Here is a 19956-nt window from a genome sequence, read left to right on the forward strand (position 1 = left end):
GCATGCTGACTATTACACTCTGAAGCAATCGCGCGCCGAAGCCATCCGCCCGCGCCCTGGCACCCGCCCGGGACCCACCTTACTTGGGGGCGAGCGCGGCTTTTACGAGGCCCGACACGGCGGTCATGTCCGCGCGGCCAGCCAGGCGGCCCTTGAGCACGCCCATGACCTTGCCCATGTCTTGCGGACCGGCGGCGCCGGTCTCGGTGACGGCCTTCTGCACTTCCGCGGCGACCTCGGCATCGGACAGGGCGGCCGGCATATAGGCCTGCAGCACCACGACCTCGGCCTTCTCCTTGTCCGCCAGATCCTGGCGGTTTGCGGCCTCGAACTGCGTGATCGAATCCTTGCGCTGCTTGATCAGCTTTTCCACGACGGCCGTCACGGCCGTGTCGTCGAGCTCGATGCGCTCGTCGACCTCGCGCTGCTTGATCGCGGCCAGCAGCAGGCGGATCGTCCCGAGACGGTCCGTTTCGCGGGCGCGCATGGCAGCCTTCATATCATCATTGATCTGTGCTTTGAGAGACATGGCAGAATTCCGGAAAAATGCAAAAACCCGCCGGAGCCTGGCTCCAGGCGGGTCCTCATGAGCGGGTCCTCGATGCTGACGCGAAACCGGCGATCAGTACAGCTTTTTCGGCAGCATCTGGCTGCGAATGCGCTTGTAGTGGCGCTTTTCCGCGGCCGCCTTCTTGCGCTTGCGCTCGGCTGTGGGCTTCTCGTAAAACTCTCGCGCGCGCAGTTCGGTGATCAGGCCCGTCTTCTCGATGGTCCGCTTGAAGCGGCGCATCGCGACTTCGAACGGTTCGTTTTCCTTGAGGCGAATGGTAGTCATTTGGCCAAAAAAGAAGGACCGGCGAGGTTCCGACGAGTGCTGCTAGCGGCTGGGCCGGCGGTTTTACGAAGCGCCGATTGTAGCGCAAGGCCTGTGACGGCGCACGCGCATGGCGGCACGCGGCTATTGGCGTGCCAGCGACGCAACAGTCGCCTCGGACGCCGCCTCCCCGGCCGCCACGGCCGAGGCCCACGCCCACTGGAAGTTGTATCCACCGAGCCAGCCCGTCACGTCCACGACCTCGCCGATAAAGTAGAGGCCGGGCACTTCGCGCGCCATCATGGTCGTGGACGACAGCCCACGCGTGTCCACCCCGCCGATGGTCACCTCGGCTTTCCGGTAACCCTCGGTGCCCGATGGCACCAGTTGCCAGCGATTGAGCGCGGCACCGAGCTGCCGCAGCGCCTTGTCGGGGAGATCCGCCACGGACTGCGCGCCCGGCAGGCCCGCGGCCGCGCACCAGGCGTCGGCCAGCCGCGAGGGAAGCCGCTCCGCCAGCAGGTTCGCCAGATGCTTGCGGCTGCCACGCTTGTGGCCGATCAGCCATTCCGCGGCATCCTCGCCGTCGAACAGGTCGATATCGATCGGGGTGCCGGGCCGCCAGAAACTGGAGATCTGCAGCACGGCCGGGCCCGAGAGCCCCCGGTGCGTCCACAGCAGGTCCTCCTTGAACGCGCCGGCGGTCTTGCCGCTGCCCGTCGCGATATCGACCTCCATCGACACGCCCGCCAGCGGCACGAATGGCTGCCACGCCTGGCCATCGAACGTCAGCGGCACGAGCGCCGGGCGGGTTTCCACGATCTTGAGGCCGAATTGCCGGGCGATGCGGTAGCCGAGGTCCGTGGCGCCGATCTTCGGGATCGAGAGTCCGCCCGTGGCGACCACGAGCGCGCCCGCGCGCACCGTGCCCTGCGTGGTGACCAGCAGATAATCGTCGCCTTCGCGCCGGACCTCCTCGATGCCGCAGCCGGTGCGCCACTGCACGCCGCCCGCGTCGCACTCGGCGCGCAGCATGCCGATTACGTCTTCGGCGCTTTCGTTGCAGAACAGCTGGCCGCGGTGCTTCTCGTGCCAGCCGATGTCGTAGCGGCGCATCAGCGCAAGGAAGTCCTGCGGCGTGTAGCGGGCCAGCGCGGAGCGGCTGAAATGCGGGTTGGACGACAGGTAGTTGGCGGGACCCGCCTGCAGGTTCGTGAAGTTGCAGCGGCCGCCGCCGGAGATGCGGATCTTCTCGGCGATGCGCGTTGCATGGTCGATCAGCACCACGCGCGCGCCCCGCTGCCCGGCCACGGCGGCACACATCATGCCGGCCGCGCCCGCGCCAAGCACCGCCACGTCGAACCGGTCGTTCCTGCCTGAAGTCATCGTTACCCCATCCAAAGAAGCGCAGATTGTAGCGTCCGGCATGCCCGGCGCCGCTGTGCTACCCTGCTGCCCTTCCGATTTATCCGTTTTTCCGGCGCCATTCATCCCATGCTCGTGCTCGGCATCGAATCCTCGTGTGACGAAACCGGCCTCGCCCTCTACGACACCGAGGCAGGTCTGCTCTCTCACGCCTTGCACTCGCAGATCGCGATGCATCGCGACTATGGCGGCGTCGTGCCCGAACTGGCCTCGCGCGACCATATCCGCCGCGTGCTGCCGCTGCTGCGACAGACGCTCGACGATGCGGGGCGCACGCGCGCCGATATCGATGCCATCGCCTTCACGCAGGGGCCCGGGCTCGCCGGCGCGCTGCTGGTCGGCGCCTCGGTCGCCAATGCGCTGGGCTTTGCGCTCGGTGTGCCGATGGTCGGCGTGCACCATTTGGAAGGCCATCTGCTGTCGCCGCTGCTGACCGATGCGCCGCCGCCGTTCCCGTTCGTCGCGCTGCTGGTCTCCGGCGGCCATACGCAACTGATGGAGGTCAAGGGCGTCGGCGATTACACGCTGCTTGGAGAGACGCTCGACGATGCGGCCGGCGAAGCGTTCGACAAGACGGCCAAGCTGCTTGGCCTCGGATACCCGGGCGGCCCGGAAGTGTCGCGGCTGGCCGAGTTCGGTACGCCCGGCGCGTTCGAACTGCCCCGGCCGATGCTGCATTCGGGCAATCTCGATTTCTCGTTCGCGGGGCTCAAGACGGCAGTCCTGACGCAGACGCGCAAGCTCGGCAACGCCTGCGAGCAGGACCGCGCGAACCTGGCGCGCGCGTTCGTCGATGCGATCGTCGATGTGCTCGCGGCCAAGTCGATGGCCGCGCTCAAGCAGACCGGACACAAGCGGCTGGTGGTTGCAGGCGGTGTCGGCGCGAACCGCCAGCTGCGCGAACGGCTCAATCAGATGGCGAAGGCGCGGCGTGCGCAGGTCTACTACCCCGACCTCGCGTTCTGCACCGACAACGGCGCGATGATCGCGTTTGCCGGCGCGATGCGGCTATCGGCCGCACCCCAGCTCGCGCGTCACGACTACGATTACGGCGTGACGCCGCGCTGGGATCTGGCCGATATCAGGCTGCCGGCCTGATCCAGGCCCGCTCGCTCAGGCCACGCGCTTGTCGCGCTCGATCAGCGCGTAGGCGCTGTGGTTGTGGATCGATTCGAAGTTCTCGGCCTCGAGCGTGTATGCGGCAATGCGGTCGTCCGCGTTCAGGCGCATGGCGATGTCGCGCACGAGGTCTTCCACGAACTTCGGGTTCTCGTAGGCGCGCTCGGTCACGAACTTCTCGTCCGGGCGCTTGAGCAGGCCCCACAGTTCGCACGACGCTTCTTCCTCGGCCATCCGCACCAGCGCTTCCACCGGCAGTTCCTGCGCGAGCTCCACCTTCATCGTGATGTGCGAGCGCTGGTTGTGCGCGCCGTACTGCGAAATCTTCTTCGAGCACGGGCACAGGCTCGTCACGGGCACCAGCGCGGTCAGGAACACGCGCGTCTGGCCGTCGCGCGCCTCGGCGGTCAGCGTGACCTCGTAGTCCATCAGCGACTGCACGCCCGACACGGGCGCGGTCTTCGAGATGAAGTACGGGAAACGCACCGAGATACGGCCCGCGTCGGCCTCGAGCCGCGTCAACATGCTGTCCATCATCGCGCGAAACCCCCCAAGGTCCAGCGGCGCCTGCTCTTCCTCGAGCAGTGCCACAAAGCGCGACATATGCGTCCCCTTCTGGTCCGCCGGCAGGCGCACGTCGAGGTCGAACGTGCCGACCGTGGCCACCACGCCGTTCGGCGTCTTCACCGACAGCGGATAACGGACGCCGCGCACCCCTACGCGCTCGATCGGAATCTGGCGGGTATCCAGGCTCGATTGCACGTCGGGCATGACGAAGGCGGGATTGATGTCATTCATCTGGGTTTCCTTTACGGTCGCGGCGGTTTTCGCAGTCCATCGACGCCGCGCAACGAGTGTGAAACCACGGACCGCGGTCGGGTCCGTAGCTGCGAACACAAAAGTGAAGTCGGGATTCTACGAGAGATCGCAAAACCCTGCCCCGGGAAAGACAAAGCCCGCACGATGTGTGCGGGCTCGCCGGGTATTGCGGGAGGGTCGCGAAACGCGTCGCGTCAGGCGACGCGGGTCGCCACCTTGATCGCCGACGACTGCCCGATCGCAAAGCGCTCGCGCACCGACCGCTCGATGCCGGCGGCATCGAGGCCGCATTGCGACAGCAGGAACGCGGGGTCGCCGTGGTCGATGAACTTGTCGGGCAGGCCCAGCACCAGCACCGGAATCTCGATGCCGGCTTCCGCCAGCGCCTCGAGCACCGCGCCACCGGCGCCGCCCATCGTCGCACCCTCTTCCACGGTGACCAGGTAATCGTGGTTCGCGGCCAGCGACTTCACCAGTTCCACGTCCAGCGGCTTGACGAAGCGCATGTCGGCCACGGTCGCGTCCAGCGCCTCGGCCGCACCGAGCGCGGGATGCACCATCGAGCCGAAGCCCAGGAACGCCACGCGCTGACCCGCGCGCGCATTGCCTTCGCGGCGGACGATGCCCTTGCCCACCGGCAGCGTCGCGAGATCGGCCGAAATGGCCGCGCCCACGCCCGCGCCGCGCGGATAGCGCACCGCGGTCGGCACGTCCTGCGCGAACGCGGTGCTCAGCAGCTGGCGGCACTCGTTCTCGTCGGACGGCGTCATCACCATCATGTTCGGCACGCAGCGCAGGAACGGAATATCGTAGGCCCCCGCGTGCGTCGCGCCGTCGGCGCCGACCAGACCGGCGCGGTCCAGCGCGAACACCACGGGCAGGTTCTGCAGCGCCACGTCGTGGATCAGCTGGTCATAGCCGCGCTGCAGGAACGTCGAGTAGATCGCGACCACGGGCTTCAGGCCCTCGCAGGCCAGGCCGCCCGCGAACGTCACCGCGTGCTGCTCGGCAATGCCGACGTCGTAGTAACGGTCCGGGAAGCGCTTCTCGAACTCGACCATGCCCGACCCCTCGCGCATGGCGGGCGTCACGCCGATCAGGCGCTTGTCGGCGGCCGCCATGTCGCACAGCCAGTCGCCGAACACCTGCGTGTACGTCTTGCGCGACGGCTTGCCCGACGGGCGGATGCCCTCGGCCGGGTTGAACTTGCCCGGGCCGTGGTACAGGATCGGATCGGCCTCGGCGAGCTTGTAGCCCTGGCCCTTCTTGGTCACCACGTGCAGGAACTGCGGGCCATGGCCCTCGAGCGCGCGCTGACGGATGTTCTGCATGGTCGGCACCAGCGATTCGAGGTCGTGACCGTCGATCGGGCCGATGTAGTCGAAGCCGAATTCCTCGAACAGCGTGGCCGGCACGACCATGCCCTTGGCATGTTCCTCCAGGCGCTTGGCGAACTCGAGCACGGGCGGCGCCACCGACAGCACCTTCTCGATGCCCTTCTTGGTGGCCGCGTAGAACTGGCCGCTCATCAGGCGCGCGAGGTGGCGGTTCAGCGCGCCCACCGGCGGCGAGATCGACATGTCGTTGTCGTTGAGCACGACCACCAGCGGCACGTCCTTGTACACGCCCGCGTTGTTCATGGCCTCGAAGGCCATGCCGGCGGTCATCGCACCGTCGCCGATCACGGCGATCGCCACGCGATCCTCGCCCTTCGTGCGGGCGCCCATGGCCATGCCGAGCGCGGCGGAGATCGAGGTGGACGAGTGAGCGGTGCCGAACGTGTCGTACTCGCTCTCGGAGCGGCGCGGGAAGCCCGAGATGCCGCCCCACTGGCGCAGCGAATGCATGCGGTCGCGGCGGCCCGTCAGGATCTTGTGCGGATAGCTCTGGTGGCCCACGTCCCATACCACGCGGTCCGACGGCGTCTGGAACACGTAGTGCAGCGCGATGGTGAGTTCCACCGTGCCGAGGTTTGACGACAGGTGACCGCCAGTCTGGGAGACCGATTCGAGCACGTAGGCACGGAGTTCTTCGGCCAGCGTGTCCAGCTGGCGTCGATCCAGCTTGCGCAGGTCTGCAGGGTCGTCAATCTTGTTGAGCAGTGCGTAGGTCATGATGTCCGTTCGGCCGCCGGATTCTTCGCGTCCGGCTTGTTGTTCTTCAGTAATAGCGACTCAGTTCTGGCGCAGCACGATCAGGTCGGCCAGTTCGGCCAGCCGCCCGGCACGTGCGCCAAAGCCTTCCAGCGCCTCGTGGGCGGTGGTGCGCAGCTGCTCCGCCAGCTCGCGCGCGGCGTCGAGTCCCATCAGCGACACATAGGTCGGTTTGTCGTTCGCGGCATCCTTGCCAGCGGTCTTGCCCAATGTGGCGGTATCCGCGGTGACGTCGAGGATATCGTCGACCACCTGGAACGCCAATCCTGTCGCGGCCGCATAGCGGTCCAATGCGGCCAGACCGGCCGTATCGATGTTTCCGCACAACGCTCCCATGCGCACGCTTGCGCGCAGCAGCGCCCCGGTCTTCATCCGATGCATGCCTTCCAGCGCCTCGCGAGACATCGCCAGGCCCACGTTCTGCAGGTCGATCGCCTGGCCGCCGGCCATGCCGACCGAGCCCGACGCGATCGCCAGCTCGGCCACCAGCGTCATGCGCGCTTCCGCCGCCAGCATCTGCGCCCGCGTGAGTACCAGGAACGCCTGCGTCTGCAGCGCGTCGCCCACCAGCAGCGCGGTCGCTTCGTCGTAGGCCTTGTGGACCGTCGGACGGCCGCGGCGCAGGTCGTCGTCGTCCATGCACGGCATATCGTCATGGACCAGCGAGTACGCGTGGATCAGCTCCACCGAGCAGGCCGCGGCATCGCAAGCCTCGGGCGTGGCACCGGATACTTCGCCCGCGGCGTGGACCAGCAGGGGGCGCACACGCTTGCCGCCGCCGAGGACAGCATAGCGCATGGCTTCATGCAAGGTGTGTGGAATTGTGTCCGTGGTGGGAAGCGCCGCGTCGAGGGCAGCCTCGGTCCGGGCGCCCTGCGCCCGCATCCAGCTTGCAAAATCGGTCATTCGAAGTCTGCCCCGTTGCCATTGTTGTCGCCGCGCGTGTCGGCGGCGAGCGGCTTGAGCGCCTCGCCTTCCAGGACACGCACCTGCGCATCGACGCGCTCCAGCTGTTGCTGGCAGTACCGCACGAGCTCGGCGCCCCGGCGATACGCCGTGAGGGACGCTTCGAGCGGCAGTTCACCGGATTCCATGCTCGCGACCAGCGTCTCGAGTTCGGCCATGGCGGCTTCGTACGAGGCAGGGGCGTCGGGCTGGACCGGAGCGGTCGTCGTTCTTGGCATGAGAGGCCTTGATCAGGGGAAGCGGGGATTCTACGCCAAACCGGCCGATTTCCGCTTGATCGCGCAACCGCGTGTGACGAGTACAGCAGATGCGTTCATGGAAGTGACTTGTGCGCTCGGGTCGTCTTTTGGCGAATGCGCCCCCTAGGGCACTAAATGACGACCCGGGTCGACATTTTCGCTAAAAAGTTAGAAAAATCAGTCCCTTAATTTTTTGGCCTTGGGTACAATCCCGGGTTCGTCGGCCCACCCCGGCGGCATGCGGAACCGCGAAGGAACCCCTTGCGCCGAGTGGCGTCTGACCCCTGTTTCCCAAATCGATTTTCATATTTCGATGGTTGGGTTGTTCACTGCTTTCGCCTGTTATAGGGAGTGGGGATAATGTCCAATCTCAGCACCGCGCTCAAGCTGGCGCCGGCTGATTCGCAGTTGCCCGTGGATGTCTATTTCGACGAAGCGCTGCATCAACAAGAACTGGATCTGCTGTTCAGGAAGGGCCCAGGGTACGTCGGCCACACGCTGATGGTCCCGGAGGTCGGCGACTTCCATACGCTGCGCGCCGAGGACGAAGGCCGCATGCTCGTGCGCAACGCGGGTGGCGTGGAACTGCTGTCCAACGTGTGCCGGCATCGCCAGGCCATCATGCTCAACGGCCGCGGCAATACGAAGAACATCGTCTGCCCGCTCCACCGCTGGACGTACGACCTCAAGGGCGAGCTCCTGGGCGCCCCGCACTTCGCGGAACAGCCCTGCGTGCACCTGAACCGCTCGCCGCTCCAGAACTGGAACGGGCTGCTGTTCGAGGGCGAACGCGACGTCCGCGCCGATCTCGCGCGCATGGGCGTGGCCGAGGACCTGAACTTCGACGGTTACATGCTCGACCACGTCGAGGTCCACGAGTGCGACTACAACTGGAAGACGTTCATCGAGGTCTACCTCGAGGACTACCACGTCGTGCCGTTCCACCCGGGCCTTGGCAGCTTCGTCTCGTGCGACGACCTCAAATGGGAGTTCGGCGAGTGGCATAGCGTGCAGACCGTCGGCCTGCACGCCGGGCTCAAGCGCCCGGGCAGCGCGACGTACCAGAAGTGGCACGACGCGGTGTTGCAGTTCAACAACGGCAAGCTGCCCAAGCACGGCGCGATCTGGCTCACGTACTACCCGAACATCATGGTCGAGTGGTACCCCAACGTGCTGGTCGTCTCGTCGCTGCATCCGCTGGGTCCGCGCAAGACGCGCAATGTCGTGGAGTTCTACTACCCCGAGGAAATCGCGCTGTTCGAGCGCGAGTTCGTCGAGGCGGAACGCGCCGCGTACATGGAGACCTGCATCGAGGACGACGAGATCGCCGAACGCATGGACGCGGGCCGCGCGGCGCTGATGAAGCGCGGCGTGAGCGAAGTGGGTCCGTACCAGTCGCCGATGGAAGACGGCATGCAGCATTTCCACGAGTGGTACCGGCGCGCGATGCAATACACCGGCTGAAGCCCCGGGGCATGCGCTGTTACAATCACGCGCTGCCCCGCCTTCACCCGCCTCTCATCGTCATGCAATCGCTCTGGATGTTGTTCGCCGCCTTCGCGTTCTCGTTAATGGGGGTGGGCGTCAAGCTGGCATCCGAGTTCTACACGACGGGCGAAATCGTCTTCTACCGCAGCCTGATCGGCGTGCTGATCATGTGGGGGCTGCTCTCCTACCAGCGTATTCCGGTCCGCACGCCGCAGATGGCGATGCACATCAAGCGCAGCGTCTTCGGCGTGACCGCGCTGCTGCTCTGGTTCACCTCCATCACGTACCTGCCGCTCGCCACCGCGATGACGCTGAACTACATGTCGCCCGTGTGGATCGCGCTGATCCTGGGCGCCGGCGCGGCGCTCGCGGGCACGGGGGGCGGCGCGGACCGCAAGCTGATCGGCGCGATCCTGCTGTCGTTCGCGGGCGTCCTGTGCCTGCTGCAGCCGTCGGTCGGCAAGGACCAGCTCACGGGCGGGCTGATCGGCCTGATCTCGGGCGTGTTCACGGCGCTCGCCTACGTCGAGGTACGCCAGCTCGGCCAGCTCGGCGAGCCCGAGGGCCGCATCGTGTTCTATTTCTCGGCGGTGGGCCTCGTGGTGGGCCTCGTATGGATGCTGATCGCCGGCACCAGCCACCATACGTGGCACGGCGCGGGACTGCTGGCGGCGATCGGTATCCTCGCCACGCTGGGCCAGACCTCGATGACGCGCGCGTACAAGCGCGGCAACACGCTGCTCACCGCCAACCTGCAGTACGCGGGCATCGTGTTCTCGAGCCTGTGGGGCATGCTGATCTGGTCCGATCGCCTGAACTGGATATCGTGGCTCGGCATGGCGCTGATCATCGCAAGCGGCATCGCCACCACGCTGATGCGCGCGGGCGAAAGCACGGATGCCCAGCCGACGCCCGCAACGCCAGTCAAGTCGCCCGAAGCGGAAGTCCATCCGGAGGTGTAGCGGGTGTAGGATCACGGGACGCACTTCCCGACAGGTCCATCCATGCCGACACCGCTGATTTCCGCTACCGAACTCGAATCTCTGCGCGCCAGGGGCACGCACGACATCGTCGTCATCGACTGCTCGTTCGACCTCGCCAATCCCACCGCGGGCCGCGAGGCGTATCACCAGGGCCACCTGCCCGGCGCGTATTACCTGCACCTCGACAACGAACTGTCCGGCCCGAAGACCGGCGTCAACGGCCGGCATCCGCTGCCCGACGCCGAACTGCTGACGGCGCGCCTGCGCGCGCTCGGCGTCAACGACGACACGCTGGTCGTGGCGTACGACGCGCAGGGGGCGATGTACGCCGCGCGGCTCTGGTGGCTGCTGCGATGGATCGGCCACGAAGCGAGTGCCGTGCTCGACGGCGGCAAGGCCGCGTGGATCGCCGCGGGCTTGCCGCTGGAGCCGGGGAATACGCCCGACCCCGCCCCGGAGGCGGCCGGCAATCTGTCGCTGCGCTCGACGCTCGTGCCCACGGTCGATGCCGCCACGCTCGTGGAAAACCTCACCGCGCCGACGCGCCTCGTCGTCGATGCGCGCGCACCGGACCGCTTCCGCGGCGAGAACGAAACGATCGACCCGGTAGGCGGCCATATCCCGGGCGCCATCAATCGGTTCTTCAAAGACAATCTGCGGCCCGACGGCCATTTCAAATCGGCCGATACGCTGCGCAAGGAATTCGGCCAGCTGTTCGCCGGCACGCCACCGGCCGAGACCGTGATGCAGTGCGGCTCGGGGGTGACCGCGTGCCACAACCTGCTGGCGCTGGAGGTGGCCGGGCTGACCGGTGCCGCGCTGTACCCGGGATCGTGGAGCGAATGGAGCGCCGATCCGAAGCGGCCCGTGGCGACCGGCCCGGCGGACTGAAGCCGGGCGGCCAGGGGAAGGCTGGGGGGGCGGCCGTCAGTGTGCCGCCGCGCCCTGTTGCTGGCGATGGTGCGCGTGGCTTTCGTGCACGCCGTTGGTGATGAACACGATGGCCGCGATGCCCGCGGCAACCAGCACGACCTGGATCGCCGATTCCCGCCAGCGCGGACGGCGCTGCATCTGCGGCATCAGGTCGCTCACGGCGATATAGACGAAGCTGCTCGACGCGATGACGAGCACGTAGGGAATCCACGCCTGCAGCTGGTCGAGCAGGAAATAGCCGACGATGCCGCCGATCACGGCCGCGAGGCTCGACAGCAGGTTGAACGCGAACGCGCGCGCCTTCGAGAACCCCGCATTGAGCAGCACGATGAAGTCGCCGACTTCCTGCGGAATCTCGTGCGCGGCGATGGCCAGCGCCGTCACGATGCCGATATGCGGGTCGGCGAGGAACGCCGCGGCGATCACGATGCCGTCGGCAAAATTGTGGAACGTGTCGCCGACGAGGATCGTCATGCCGCTGCGGCCGGCTTCTTCGCGGTCGTGCCCATGGTGATGGTGGTGGCCATCGCCCTCATGATGATGCGAATGGCGCAGCAGCGAGAGCTTCTCCAGCAGGAAGAAGCCCAGCAGCCCGGCCAGCAGCGTGCCGAACAGCGCGCGCGTGTCCGCGCCCGACTCGAACGCTTCCGGCAGCGAATGCAGCAGCGCGGTCGCCAGCAGCACGCCCACGGAGAAGCTCACCATGCGCTCGACCACGCGCGAGGCTACCGTCAGGGACAGCAGCGCCGCTCCGAGAATACTGCCCACGCCCGAAATCAGCGCGGCAAGCAGGATATACAACAGCGTGGAATGGATGATGGACTCCCCGGGGCCGTGCTGCCCGATTTAACGCAACACGGTTGCAAAAACGCGAAGACCGCATTGTACGACGGTCTGCGCGAATTGCAATCCTCCGTTCGTCGAACGGTCACGCAACCTTGTGTTCCTTGAACCAGGCCAGGCAACGCTGCCAGCCATCCTTCGCCGCGGCCTCGACATAGCTCGCGCGATAGTCGGCGTGAAACGCGTGGCCCGCTTCGGGATAGACCACGAACGTCGATGCCTTGGCGTTCGGGTTGGACGACGCGGCGAGCGCCGCCTTCATCTTCGCCACGTGTTCCTGCGTGATGCCGGTGTCCTTGCCGCCGTACAGGCCGAGCACGGGCGCGTGCAGGTCGTTGACGATATCGATGGGGTTACGCGGCTTGAGCGAAGTGGGTTCGCCGACCAGCGCGCCGTACCACGCGACGCCGGCCTTGATGCGCTTGCTGTGCGCCGTGTAGAGCCACGTGATACGGCCGCCCCAGCAGAAGCCCGTGATGCCGAGCCGGTTGAGGTCGCCGCCGTTCTTGCCGGCCCAGTCCACGAGCGCGTCGAGGTCGCCGATGACCTGCGCGTCGGGCACCTTGCCGATGATGTTGGTCTGCAGTTCCTGGATCGTGCCGAAGCTGGACGGGTCGCCCTGGCGCGCGAACAGCTCCGGCGCGACCGCCAGGTAGCCGAGCTTCGCGAAGCGGCGGCAGATATCGGCGATATGCTCGTGCACGCCGAAGATCTCGCTGATGACCAGCACGACGGGCAGGTTCGACTTGCCTTCGGGCTGGGCGCGATAGACCGGCATGTTGAAGCCGTTGGAGGACACGGTGACCTCGCCGGCGGTCAGGCCGGCGAAGTCGGTCTTGATCGTTTGCGCGGTGACGGGCAGCGCGGCGGCGGCGAACGCCGAGCCCAGCGCGGTCTTGACGAACGCGCGGCGATCGAACGTCTGGCCGGGCACGAGGCTTTCCACTTCGGGTTTGAACATGCGGTTTCTCCGGGAATCAGGGCAGCGCCGCTGATTCTAGGGGAAAACATGCCGCCCCGTGCACACGCCGATCAGTGCAGCTTCACGCGCGGATTCGTCTTGCTGCGCAGCCAGTGCGTCACGGTATCCAGCCCCATGCGCAGCGCGCCGTGCAGCGCCAGCACGTGCATCCGGTACAGCGAGGTGTACATGACGCGTGCCATCAGCCCCTCGATAAACATCGAGCCGCCGATCAGCCCGCCCATCAGGCTGCCCACCGCGCTGAAGTGCCCGAGCGACACGAGCGAGCCGAAGTCCTTGAACTGGAATTTCGGCAGCGGCCGGCCGTCGAGGCGCGCGCGAATGGCGTCGTAGAGGAACGTGGCCTGCTGGTGCGCCGCCTGCGCGCGCGGCGGGACCGTGGTCTGCTGCTCGGGCCACGGGCAGCTAGCGCAGTCGCCGAACGCAAAGATGTCCGGATCGGTCTCGCTTTGCAGCGTCGGCCCGACCACGATCTGCCCCATGCGGCTGACCGGCAGGTCCAGCGTCTTGAGCACCGCGGGCGCCGTAATGCCGGCCGCCCACACGGTGAGGTCCGCGTCGATCCGCTTGCCGCTCGCGGTCAGCACCGCGTCGGGCGTGACCTCGGTCACGCGTTCGGCGGTCAGCACGCCGACGTCGAGCTTGCGCAGCAGCTTGGTGGTTTCGGCGGAGACGCGTTCCGACAGCGCCGGCAGAATGCGCGGACCGGCCTCGATCACGTTGATATGGATATCGCGGCGCGGATCGAGCTGATGCAGCCCGTAGGCGTTGAGCACATGCGCGGTGTTGCGCAACTCGGCCGACAACTCGACGCCGGTGGCGCCTGCCCCGATGATCGCGATATCGATGCGTGGCCGGCCATCCGCGCCGACGCGCCCGCGGCCGTTCTGCGCGCGCACGCACGCGGCAATCAGACGCCGGCGGAACCGCTCGGCCTGATCGACCGTATCGAGCGCGATCGCGTTCTCGGCCGCGCCGGGCACGCCGAAGAAATGCGTGACGCAGCCGATGGCCAGCACGAGCGTGTCATAGGCAAGCTCGCGCGCGGGCAGCAGTTCGTCGCCTTCGAGATCGACGCACGCCGCCACGGAAATCGTCTTGCGCGCACGATCGATGCCGGTCAGTTCACCTTGCTGGAATTCGAAGTTGTGCCAGCGCGCCTGCGCGACGTACTCGAGCTGGTGGGTATTCGGATCCATGCTGCCCGCCGCCACTTCATGCAGCAGGGGCTTCCAGATATGCGTGGGCGAGCGGTCGACGAGGATCACCTGCGCCGCGCCCGATTTGCCCAGCTTGTCGCCGAGCCGGGTGACGAGCTCCAGCCCGCCTGCCCCGCCGCCTACCACGATGATGCGATGGACCTGCCGTACCGCGCCTTCTCTCTCACTGGTCATTTGGGTCTACCCGTTATCTTTTTGGAAACACTGTTGGCCGCGCTGGGTGGCGCAAGGCTCGTTGCTATCAGTTTGCTGCATTGCAGCAAACCGGGCAAGCCTGCCAATCGATGTGTTCCATACTAGACCGCGCGCGCAAACCGCACGGTGCACAGTGCGCGGGGGCACTGGACGGGTACAGACCATACGGCGAATGAGGGTATTTTCCTGCATTCGCCTGCACACCTCGGTACGCGTCGCGGCGTCCTCGGTGCAGCCTCTTCAGTACAGCCTCTTCAGTGCGCCTCCTCCCAGTTGGCGCCGTGGCCCACCTCGGCGACCAGCGGCACGCGCAGTTCGGCCACCGTGCACATGAGCTCGGGCAGCTTCACCTTCACGTGCTCGAACTCGGCCTCGGGGACTTCGAGCACGAGTTCATCGTGGACCTGCATGATCTGGCGCGTGCCGAGCTTCTCGGACTCGAGCCAGTCCTGCACCGCGATCATCGACAGCTTGATCAGGTCCGCCGCCGTGCCCTGCATCGGCGCGTTGATGGCCGCGCGTTCGGCCGCCTGTCGGCGCGGGCCGTTGCCGCCGTTGATATCGGGCAGCCACAGGCGCCGGCCGAACACGGTCTCCACGTAGCCCTGTTCACGCGCGGTCTGGCGCGTTTCTTCCATGTAGCGGGCCACGCCCGGATAGCGCATGAAGTAGCGGTCGATATAGTGCTTGGCCGCCTCGCGCTCGATGCCGAGATTGCTCGCCAGGCCGAACGCGCTCATGCCGTAGATCAGGCCGAAGTTGATGACCTTGGCGTAGCGGCGCTGCTCGCTCGACACCGCCTCGCGCTCGACGTTGAAGATCTCCGCCGCGGTCGCGCGGTGGATGTCCTCGCCGTTGGCGAACGCGCGCAGCAGGTTCTCGTCGCCCGAGATATGGGCCATGATGCGCAGTTCGATCTGCGAGTAGTCGGCCGACACGATCACGCTGCCCGGCGGCGCGATAAAGGCCTCGCGGATGCGGCGGCCTTCCTCGGTGCGCACGGGAATGTTCTGCAGGTTCGGATCCGTCGAGGCGAGCCGCCCCGTGACCGCCGTGGCCTGGCCATAGCTCGTGTGCACGCGCCCCGTGTTCGGGTTCACCATCTTCGGCAGCTTGTCCGTGTAGGTGGACTTGAGCTTGGAGAGGCCGCGATAGTCGAGCAGGATCTTCGGCAGCGGATAGTCTTCCGCGAGCTTCTGCAGGACCTCTTCGTCCGTCGACGGCGCGCCGCTCGCGGTCTTCTTGACCACGGGAAGCTTCATCTGATTGAACAGGATCTCGCCGATCTGCTTCGGGGAACCGAGGTTGAATGGCTGCCCCGCCGTGGCATAGGCGGCCTGCTCGATGTCCATCAGCCGCTGGCCGAGTTCCGCGCTCTGCGCGCCGAGGCGGTCGGCGTCGATCAGCACGCCATTGCGCTCGATCTTCTGCAGCACCACCGAGACGGGCATCTCGATCTTCTCGTAGACGTAGCGCAGCCCTTGCGCGGCCTCGATCTTCGGATGCATGTTCCGGTGCAGGCGCAGCGTCACGTCGGCATCTTCGGCCGCGTACTGCGTCGCGCGCTGCAGGTCGATCTGGTCGAAGCCGATCTGGCTCGCGCCCTTGCCGCAGACTTCCTCGTACGTGATGGTCTTCACGTTGAGCAGTTTCTCGGCCAGGCTGTCCATGCCGTGATTGCGGTGCGAGGCAAGCACGTAGCTCTCCAGCATCGTGTCCTGCTCGATGCCGCGCAGCGCGATGCCGTGGTTCGCGAACACGTGCGCGTCGTACTTCAGATGCTGGCCGAGCTTGGGCCGCGACGGATCCTCGAGCCACGCGCGCAGCCGCTCCAGCACGTACTCGCGCGACAGCTGGCCGTAATTGTCCACGCCCGCGACGTCCGGGCCGCGATGCGCGACCGGGATGTAGCACGCCGAACCCGGTTCGGCCGACAGCGAGATGCCCACGAGCTGCGCGAGCATCGGATCGAGCGACGTGGTTTCGGTATCGATGGCCACGAGCGGCGCATCGACGATGCGCGCGATCCACGCATCGAGCGCGGCCTCGGTGGTCACGGTCTCGTAGCTGACCTCGGCTGGCGGCAGGTCCGCCGCGGGCAGTGCCTCGTCATGGCCCGACGCGGCCGGCTGATCGAACAGACCGCCCTGTGCCGACGGCGTGGCCTTCGACGCGGCCCCCTTGCCATTGCGCGCCGCATTGGCCAGATTCGGCAGGCTTTCGCCCGTCAGTTCGCGCAGCCACGACTTGAAGCCGTACTTCGCGAAGAACGCGGCGAGCTGGTCCTTGTCCTCGCCGAGCTCGCGCAGCGCGTGGAAGTCCGCCACGGCCTCGCGCAGATCGCAGTCGGTCTTCACCGTCACGAGCTCGCGCGCCTTGGGCAGCCACTCCAGCGTATTGCGCAGGTTCTCGCCGACCACGCCCTTGATCTCGGCCGCGTTCGACATGATGGCGTCGAGCGTGCCGTAGGCGGACAGCCATTTCACCGCGGTCTTCGGACCGACCTTCGGCACGCCGGGCACGTTGTCCACGGCATCGCCGATCAGCGAAAGATAGTCGACGATGCGCTCGGGCGGCACGCCGAACTTGGCGACCACGCCGGGCGGGTCGAGCACCTCGCCGCTCATCGTGTTGACGAGCGTGACGTGGTCATCGACGAGCTGCGCGAGGTCCTTGTCGCCGGTGGAGACCACCGTGCGCACGCCCTGCGCCGTCGCCTGGCGCGCCAGCGTGCCGATGACGTCGTCGGCCTCCACGCCCTCCACGACCACGATCGGCCAGCCCAGCGCGCGCACGGCCTCGTGGATCGGCTCGATCTGGCGCGCGAGGTCCTCGGGCATCGACGGACGATGCTCCTTGTAGGCCGGATACATATCGTCGCGGAAGGTCTTGCCCTTGGCGTCGAACACGCAGGCGCTATACTCTGCCGGGTAATCATTGCGCAGCTTGCGCAGCATGTTGATCATGCCGTAGATTGCCCCTGTGGGCAGCCCCTCGCCATTTCGCAGATCCGGCAGCGCGTGATACGCGCGATACAGATAGCTCGATCCATCGACGAGCAAGAGTGTTTTTGGACTATCCGACATTCCCATGGACTCAAAATTGACAGGCGCTCCGAACGGCGGCGACGCCGGAACCCCCCTCGCTGATACGGATGTCTCGGACATCTCGGGCAATACCGTGAATCCTCCGCCGGAAGCGGCGTCGGCCCACGCGGCCGCGATCGCGGCCAAGGCCGATGCCGCTGCCGAGGGCAAATCGCCCGAGGAACAGGAAGCCGCGGCTGCGGCTGCCGCCGCGCGCACCAACCCGCGCAAGATGATTCCGAGCCTTCGTGCGCTCGCCGACGAAGACCGCGCAACCGCAAAGAAGGCGCGCGCCTCGTGGCAAATGTTCACGATTATGGCAGAGTTCATCGAGGCGACCGAGTACCTCTCGGAGATCCGCCCGGCCGTCTCCATCTACGGCAGCGCGCGCCTGCGGGAGGACTCGCCGTACTACCAGAAGACGATCGAGATCGCGCGGCTGTTCTCCGACGCGGGCTTCGCGGTGATCTCGGGCGGCGGCCCGGGCATCATGGAAGCAGCCAACAAGGGCGCGCACGCGGGCAAGTCCGCGAGCGTCGGCCTCAATATCGAACTGCCGCATGAACAGCAGGGCAATCCTTACCAGGACATCGCCATGCGGTTCCGCCATTTCTTCACGCGCAAGGTCACGTTCGTGAAGAACTCGGATGCGTTCATCGTGATGCCGGGCGGCTTCGGCACGCTCGACGAACTGGCCGAGGTGCTCACGCTCGTGCAGACCGGCAAGTCGCGCTCGGTACCGGTGGTGATGTACGGCAGCCGCTTCTGGAAGGGCCTGCTCGACTGGTTCCGCTTCACGCTGCTGCCCATGGGCCTGATCGCCGAGCACGATCTGGACCTGATGAAGATCGTCGATGAGCCGCAGGAGGTTCTCGAGGCGGTGTACGAGTACTACGAGAAGCGCGGCGGCGACCACCCGATTCCGCCGAAAGAAGAAATGTTCTATCTGTAAGGCATTGCTGGGGTGGCCCGGGCGCCACGGGAACGGCCAGAGTGCGGCAGGAATTGCTAGAATGGAATCCTGTTTGCCAGGTCCGGCGCCGCCGGACCTGCCGCCGCACGCTCAGGAGCCCCGGATGACCTCCCCCACGCAACAACGCCTCGTCACATCCGACGATGGCGACGTACCGCCTGCCGCCTCGCTGAAGCGCCTGTTCGCTGCCGCGGGCATTGCGCTTGCCCTCGGCGCGCCCGCGCTGGCCATGGCCCAGCCGAACGGCGAGCAGAGCAATGCACTGACCCAGCAGGAACTGAACCGGATCAACAACCAGCCGATCGCGCCGGCGGTCAAGAGCCAGCTGAACCAGCCGCGGGAGCCGAGCTTCGAGCTCAACGAACGCGATGGCACGCAGGTGCGCGAGTATCGCAACAAGGGGCAGGCCACGGACATCCAGGTACGATCGGGGTTCGGCACCAGCTACCAGATGAGCAAGCCGGAAGATAGTTCGCCGAAGTTTCGCGACCATGACGTGAACCGCGTGCCGTCCGTCAACCTGCAGTGGTGACGGGCGCGGGCCAGTTACCGCATGGCCGCGTAGCCAGGGCATCGTTCCAACGCAGTTCAGATTCTGTTCACCCACGGACTGGCGGTCTCGCCGGTCCGCGCCGGCCCGGCGGGTTCTGCCCGCCGTGGCGGCAGGTTTGCCCGCGGACCCTTCCGCTTGCAGATTCGCCGCATTCCGCATCGATTCACACGACAACAATGGCTGTTTTCACCACGGTCTCGCAGGACGAGATCGCTAGCTGGCTGCTCGATTACGACCTTGGCGAAGTGCGCGCGCTGCGCGGCATCGCCTCGGGCATCGAGAACAGCAATTTCTTCCTGACGATGGAGCGGGACGGGCACGTGCGCGAGTACGTGCTGACGATCTTCGAGCGGCTGACGTTCGAACAGCTGCCCTACTACCTCCACCTGATGGCGCATCTGGCGGGACACGGCATCAGCGTGCCCGCGCCGATTCCCGCGCGCGACGGCGAGATCCTGCGCGCGCTCAAGGGCAAGCCCGCCACGATCGTCACCCGCCTGCCCGGCAGCTCGCAGCTGGCCCCCAACGCGCAGCAGTGCGCCGAGGTGGGCGACATGCTCGCCCGCATGCATCTGGCCGGCGTGGACTACGCGCGGCAGCAGCCGAACCTGCGCAGCCTGGCCTGGTGGCAGCAGACCGAACCCGAGATCACGCCGTTCCTCGATGCGGACCAGCATGCGCTGCTGCGCGACGAGATCGCGCACCAGACCGCGTTCTTCGGCAGCGCCGATTACGCGGCGCTGGAGGGCGGGCCCTGCCACTGCGACCTGTTTCGCGACAACGTGCTGTTCGAGTCCGCCGAACAGGGCAAATACAAGCTCGGCGGTTTTTTCGACTTCTACTTTGCCGGCAACGACAAGTGGCTGTTCGATCTGGCCGTGACCGTCAACGACTGGTGTATCGACGTGCCCACGGGCACGCTCGACGACGCGCGTGCGCGCGCGCTGCTCGCGGCTTATCATGCCGTGAGGCCGCTGACCGGCAACGAACACGCGCACTGGCAGGACATGCTGCGTGCCGGCGCGCTCCGTTTCTGGGTATCGCGTCTGTGGGACTTCTTCCTGCCGCGCGAGGCGGACATGCTGCAACCGCATGATCCGACCCACTTCGAACGTATCCTGCGCCGGCGCGTCGACGCCACCGCGCTCCCCTGGATCTGATTCCC

Annotated in this window: 18 protein-coding genes; 7 read left to right on the plus strand and 11 right to left on the minus strand. The window is 66.6% G+C overall.

All coding sequences use genetic code 11. The features are described from left to right. Positions 1–79: 79 nt before the first annotated feature. The 3 genes from AAHB16_RS26845 to AAHB16_RS26855 all read right to left on the minus strand — a co-directional run bounded on the left by AAHB16_RS26845 (position 80) and on the right by AAHB16_RS26855 (position 2200). On the minus strand, positions 80–529 hold the full coding sequence (locus tag AAHB16_RS26845; protein WP_150372478.1) for a GatB/YqeY domain-containing protein: 450 nt from the start codon (positions 527–529) through the stop codon (positions 80–82). Between the two features lie 93 nt (positions 530–622). Beyond that, positions 623–835, minus strand: coding sequence for a 30S ribosomal protein S21 (gene rpsU, locus AAHB16_RS26850; RefSeq protein WP_109581792.1), 213 nt, complete (start codon positions 833–835; stop codon positions 623–625). Positions 836–958: 123 nt separating this feature from the next. Then, positions 959–2200 carry an NAD(P)/FAD-dependent oxidoreductase gene (locus tag AAHB16_RS26855; protein ID WP_150372479.1) on the minus strand — a complete coding sequence of 414 codons (1242 nt, stop codon included), beginning with the start codon at positions 2198–2200 and terminating at the stop codon, positions 959–961. 108 nt (positions 2201–2308) lie between these two features. Between AAHB16_RS26855 and tsaD the strand changes: the two genes are divergently transcribed. Continuing rightward, positions 2309–3337, plus strand: coding sequence for a tRNA (adenosine(37)-N6)-threonylcarbamoyltransferase complex transferase subunit TsaD (gene tsaD / locus AAHB16_RS26860; protein WP_150372480.1), 1029 nt, complete (start codon positions 2309–2311; stop codon positions 3335–3337). 15 nt (positions 3338–3352) lie between these two features. On the opposite strand, the gene folE2 is transcribed toward tsaD, so the two are convergent. The 4 genes from folE2 to AAHB16_RS26880 form a co-directional block, all read right to left on the minus strand. Next, a complete protein-coding gene (folE2, locus tag AAHB16_RS26865; protein ID WP_150372481.1) occupies positions 3353–4156 on the minus strand; it encodes a GTP cyclohydrolase FolE2 in 804 nt (267 codons plus the stop codon). 215 nt (positions 4157–4371) lie between these two features. Next, positions 4372–6291: a 1-deoxy-D-xylulose-5-phosphate synthase gene (dxs, locus tag AAHB16_RS26870; protein WP_342052456.1), complete on the minus strand. Its 1920-nt coding sequence runs from the start codon at positions 6289–6291 to the stop codon at positions 4372–4374. A 60-nt stretch (positions 6292–6351) separates the two neighbouring features. Next, positions 6352–7236 carry a polyprenyl synthetase family protein gene (locus tag AAHB16_RS26875; RefSeq protein WP_150372483.1) on the minus strand — a complete coding sequence of 295 codons (885 nt, stop codon included), beginning with the start codon at positions 7234–7236 and terminating at the stop codon, positions 6352–6354. Then, positions 7233–7514 carry an exodeoxyribonuclease VII small subunit gene (locus AAHB16_RS26880; RefSeq protein ID WP_150372484.1) on the minus strand — a complete coding sequence of 94 codons (282 nt, stop codon included), beginning with the start codon at positions 7512–7514 and terminating at the stop codon, positions 7233–7235. The genes AAHB16_RS26875 and AAHB16_RS26880 overlap by 4 nt, the downstream gene beginning before the upstream one ends. 381 nt (positions 7515–7895) lie before the next feature. Between AAHB16_RS26880 and AAHB16_RS26885 the strand changes: the two genes are divergently transcribed. The 3 genes from AAHB16_RS26885 to AAHB16_RS26895 all read left to right on the plus strand — a co-directional run bounded on the left by AAHB16_RS26885 (position 7896) and on the right by AAHB16_RS26895 (position 10897). After that, positions 7896–8999 carry an aromatic ring-hydroxylating oxygenase subunit alpha gene (locus tag AAHB16_RS26885; protein WP_150372485.1) on the plus strand — a complete coding sequence of 368 codons (1104 nt, stop codon included), beginning with the start codon at positions 7896–7898 and terminating at the stop codon, positions 8997–8999. Positions 9000–9061: 62 nt separating this feature from the next. Continuing rightward, positions 9062–9985, plus strand: coding sequence for a DMT family transporter (locus AAHB16_RS26890; protein ID WP_150372486.1), 924 nt, complete (start codon positions 9062–9064; stop codon positions 9983–9985). Positions 9986–10027: 42 nt separating this feature from the next. Beyond that, positions 10028–10897 carry a sulfurtransferase gene (locus AAHB16_RS26895; protein ID WP_150372487.1) on the plus strand — a complete coding sequence of 290 codons (870 nt, stop codon included), beginning with the start codon at positions 10028–10030 and terminating at the stop codon, positions 10895–10897. Between the two features lie 36 nt (positions 10898–10933). On the opposite strand, the gene AAHB16_RS26900 is transcribed toward AAHB16_RS26895, so the two are convergent. The 4 genes from AAHB16_RS26900 to polA form a co-directional block, all read right to left on the minus strand. Next, positions 10934–11740 carry a ZIP family metal transporter gene (locus tag AAHB16_RS26900; protein ID WP_342052457.1) on the minus strand — a complete coding sequence of 269 codons (807 nt, stop codon included), beginning with the start codon at positions 11738–11740 and terminating at the stop codon, positions 10934–10936. Between the two features lie 127 nt (positions 11741–11867). Beyond that, on the minus strand, positions 11868–12743 hold the full coding sequence (locus AAHB16_RS26905) for a dienelactone hydrolase family protein (protein ID WP_150372489.1): 876 nt from the start codon (positions 12741–12743) through the stop codon (positions 11868–11870). Positions 12744–12814: 71 nt separating this feature from the next. Next, positions 12815–14158, minus strand: coding sequence for an NAD(P)/FAD-dependent oxidoreductase (locus tag AAHB16_RS26910; RefSeq protein WP_150372490.1), 1344 nt, complete (start codon positions 14156–14158; stop codon positions 12815–12817). A gap of 275 nt (positions 14159–14433) precedes the next feature. Beyond that, positions 14434–17265: a DNA polymerase I gene (polA, locus tag AAHB16_RS26915; RefSeq protein ID WP_150372491.1), complete on the minus strand. Its 2832-nt coding sequence runs from the start codon at positions 17263–17265 to the stop codon at positions 14434–14436. Positions 17266–17269: 4 nt separating this feature from the next. Between polA and AAHB16_RS26920 the strand changes: the two genes are divergently transcribed. The 3 genes from AAHB16_RS26920 to AAHB16_RS26930 all read left to right on the plus strand — a co-directional run bounded on the left by AAHB16_RS26920 (position 17270) and on the right by AAHB16_RS26930 (position 19951). After that, the gene (locus tag AAHB16_RS26920; protein WP_191002131.1) at positions 17270–18217 is read left to right on the plus strand and encodes an LOG family protein; all 948 of its coding nucleotides are present in this window, start codon (positions 17270–17272) and stop codon (positions 18215–18217) included. 124 nt (positions 18218–18341) lie between these two features. Beyond that, complete coding sequence (locus AAHB16_RS26925) at positions 18342–18770, plus strand: DUF2782 domain-containing protein (RefSeq protein ID WP_223851301.1); 429 nt, start codon at positions 18342–18344, stop codon at positions 18768–18770. Positions 18771–18967: 197 nt separating this feature from the next. Continuing rightward, positions 18968–19951, plus strand: a complete 984-nt coding sequence (locus AAHB16_RS26930) for a homoserine kinase (protein ID WP_342052458.1) — start codon at positions 18968–18970, stop codon at positions 19949–19951. The last annotated feature ends 5 nt before the right edge of the window (positions 19952–19956 follow it).

The organism is Cupriavidus sp. OTU4054 (assembly GCF_038440175.1).
Lineage (GTDB): Bacteria > Pseudomonadota > Gammaproteobacteria > Burkholderiales > Burkholderiaceae > Cupriavidus > Cupriavidus pauculus_D.